Annotated in this window: 3 protein-coding genes; all 3 read right to left on the bottom strand. The window is 72.1% G+C overall.

Going from position 1 to position 2,724, the window contains the following annotated elements; genetic code table 11:
• Positions 1–120: 120 nt before the first annotated feature.
• Positions 121–918 (bottom strand): SDR family oxidoreductase, encoded by a 798-nt coding sequence (locus tag VBO01S_RS31180; RefSeq protein ID WP_062483014.1) that lies wholly within the window; start codon positions 916–918, stop codon positions 121–123.
• Positions 915–2,306, bottom strand: a complete 1,392-nt coding sequence (locus tag VBO01S_RS31175) for a transaminase (RefSeq protein ID WP_062483011.1) — start codon at positions 2,304–2,306, stop codon at positions 915–917. Before VBO01S_RS31175 ends, VBO01S_RS31180 begins: the two co-directional genes overlap by 4 nt.
• Before the next feature lie 11 nt (positions 2,307–2,317).
• Positions 2,318–2,724, bottom strand: a 407-nt coding sequence (locus VBO01S_RS31170; protein ID WP_157627544.1) for an HAD-IA family hydrolase, incomplete at its 5' end; no start/stop codon positions are given.

Raw genomic sequence — 2,724 nt, 5'->3', positions numbered from 1 at the left:
GACGCGGCCAGCCGGCCACGGCGACGCGCGCGCCCTCGGCCGCGAAGCGCGCGGCCACGGCGGCGCCGATACCGGTCGCTGCACCGACGACGAGGCAGGCCTTGCCTTGCAGGCGCGCGGTCATTCCGATGCCTCCGCGAAGAACGGGCTTTCAGGCAAGGTCGAGCCGCCATCGACCACGATCGTCTGCCCCGTGATGTAGCGCGCCGCCGGGCTCGCCAGGAAGCGCATCGCGTAGGCGATGTCCTCGGGCCGCCCCAGTTCGCCGGCCGGAATGTGGCGCGCGATGCGCGCGGCCTTCGCCGGGTCGGACAGCAGCGAGCCGCCCTGCTTGGCGATATAGCCCGGCTCCACGCCGTTCACGGTGATGCCCTCGCGCGCGTACTCCAGCGCTGCGGTGCGGATGAAACCGTTCACGCCGGCCTTGCTGGCCGCGTAGTGCGCGCTGCCCGGCATGGCCACGCGCGGCCCGGTCACCGACGAGGTGACGAGCAGCCGCCCGCCGCCGCGCGCACGCAGGTGCGGCACAGCGGCCTGCGTGAGCCAGAAGCAGGCCTTGAGGTTGACGGCCAGCGTGTGCTCCAACTGCTCGTCGGTCATCGCGTCGATGGCGGCCCACGGATTCACGGCCGCGTTGTGGACCACGATGTCGAGCGCGCCGAACACGCGCACCGCCTCAGCCACCGCGCGCTCGGCCTCGTCGCGCCGGCCGATGTCGCAGGCCATCGCCTGCGCCGCAAAGCCACGCGCACGCAACTCGGCCGCCACGGCTTCGCCCGCACTGCCGGTGCGGTTGGCGATGAGCACCGAGGCACCGGCTTCGGCGAACACCTGCGCGATGGCCGCGCCGATGCCGCGCCCGCCACCGGTGATCAGCGCGACCTTGCCCTGCAGGCCGAAGAGATCGGGCGTGCTCATCCCTTGCACTCCCGCACGAACTCGGCGAAGGCCGCGTTGTGCTCGTCGACCTCGCACTCGGTGGTGCCGGGGCAGCACAGCATCATGTTGTGGAAGGGCGTGATGAGCACGCCGCGGTTCATCATGTACAGGTGCAGCAGCGCTTCGAGCTCGCCGTCGCGCGTGCGGCGCACGTCGCTCGCATTGCGCGGCGCGTCGGCGCAAAAGAGCGTCTCCACGCGCGCGCCAACCTGCGTGGCATGCCACGGCAATCCCGCGGCGGCGATGCTGGCGTTGACGCCTTCGGCCAGGCGCTGCGCGAGCGCCAGCATGCGATCGAAGGCCTCGGGCGTGAGCACCTGCGAGAGCACCGCACGCATCACGGCCACGGTGAGCGCGTTGCCCGCCAGCGTGCCGCCGAAGCCGGCGTGCGCCGATTGGCGCTTCGTCGGATGCAGCTTGGGCAGCACCTGCCAGACGCGCTCGGCGGTCTCGGCGCTGAGGCCGAAGGCGGCGGCGGGAATGCCGCCGGCGATGGCCTTGCCGATCACGAACATGTCGGGGTCGAGCCCATGCTCGCGCGTGTAGCCGCCGGGCCCGCTGGAGATGGTGTGCGTCTCGTCGATGACCAGCAGCGTGCCGGTCTCGCGCGTGAGGCGGCGCAGCGCGTCGTGAAAGCCCGGCGCGGGCGCGATCATTCCGTAGTTGGTCATGGCCGGCTCGGCCAGCACGCAGGCCACGTCGCCGGCGCGCAGCGCGCGCTCCAGCGCGGGCACGTCGTTGAACTCGACCACGGCCGACAGCTGGTCGTGCGGAAAGCCGTTGGGGTGGATGTCGTTGCGCATCGCGACGGCGCCGTCGCGCAGCTCCACATGCGCCTCTTCCACCGAGCCGTGGTAGCAGCCCGAGAACACCAGCACGCGCGGCCGGCCCGTGACCATGCGCGCCAGGCGGATGCAGGCGCGGTTGGCGTCCGAGGCCGAGGTCGTGAGGTTCCAGTACGGCAGGCCGAAGCGGCGCGACAGCTCTTCGCCGACCCAGGCCGCATCGTCGGTCGGCAGCATCAGCGAGCTGCCCACGCGCGCCTGCCGCGCCAGCGCCTCGACCACCGCCGGGTGGCCGTGGCCGCACATGCCGCCGGTGTCGCCGAGGCAGAAGTCGGCATAGCCGTTGCCGTCCACGTCGACAAAGCGCGCGCCGTAGGGCAGCTGCGCGTCCTGGACGTACAGCGGCCAGCCGCCGATCCAGCGGCGCATCCAGTGCGAGGGCGCGCCGTAGAGCCAGGCCTGCTGGCCCTGCGCGAAGCGTTCGCCGCTGCGCGCGTGGGTGCGCGCATAGCGCGCCTGTTCGGCCTGCATCAGGGCCTGCACGCGCTCGCGCGGCACGGTGGGTTCGAAGGTCGGGGTCATCGCAAACTCGGTCAAAGGGAAGAAGAAGGAGAAACGCCCAGCATCGAGAGCGCCTGCGCATAGCTCGCACCCGGATGCATCACGTCGAAGTGCACCGTGCGCAGGCCCACGCGCTGCGCGCCGGCGATGTTGCGCAGCTGGTCGTCGACGAACACGCAGGCGTCGGCGGGCAGGCCGAGCTGGTCCAGGCACTGCTGGTAGGCGCGCCCATCGGGCTTGAGGATGCCGGTGTGCGTGGCGTCCACCACGACGTCGAAGGCGCTCATGAAGGGAAGACGCTGGCGAAAGCCTGCGCCGTAGAACAGGTCGAGCTCGTTCGACAAGATCGCGAGCCGGCAGCCGGCGCGCCGCGCCGCCTCGATGGCCGCGAGCGCCTCGGGGCGGATCGCGGCCTCGGGGTCGGCGCCGCGCGCGCGCT

This window comes from Variovorax boronicumulans NBRC 103145 (assembly GCF_001591345.1).
In the GTDB taxonomy this organism is placed as follows: Bacteria; Pseudomonadota; Gammaproteobacteria; order Burkholderiales; family Burkholderiaceae_C; genus Variovorax; species Variovorax boronicumulans.
This window is presented reverse-complemented; position numbering and strand designations above follow the sequence as displayed.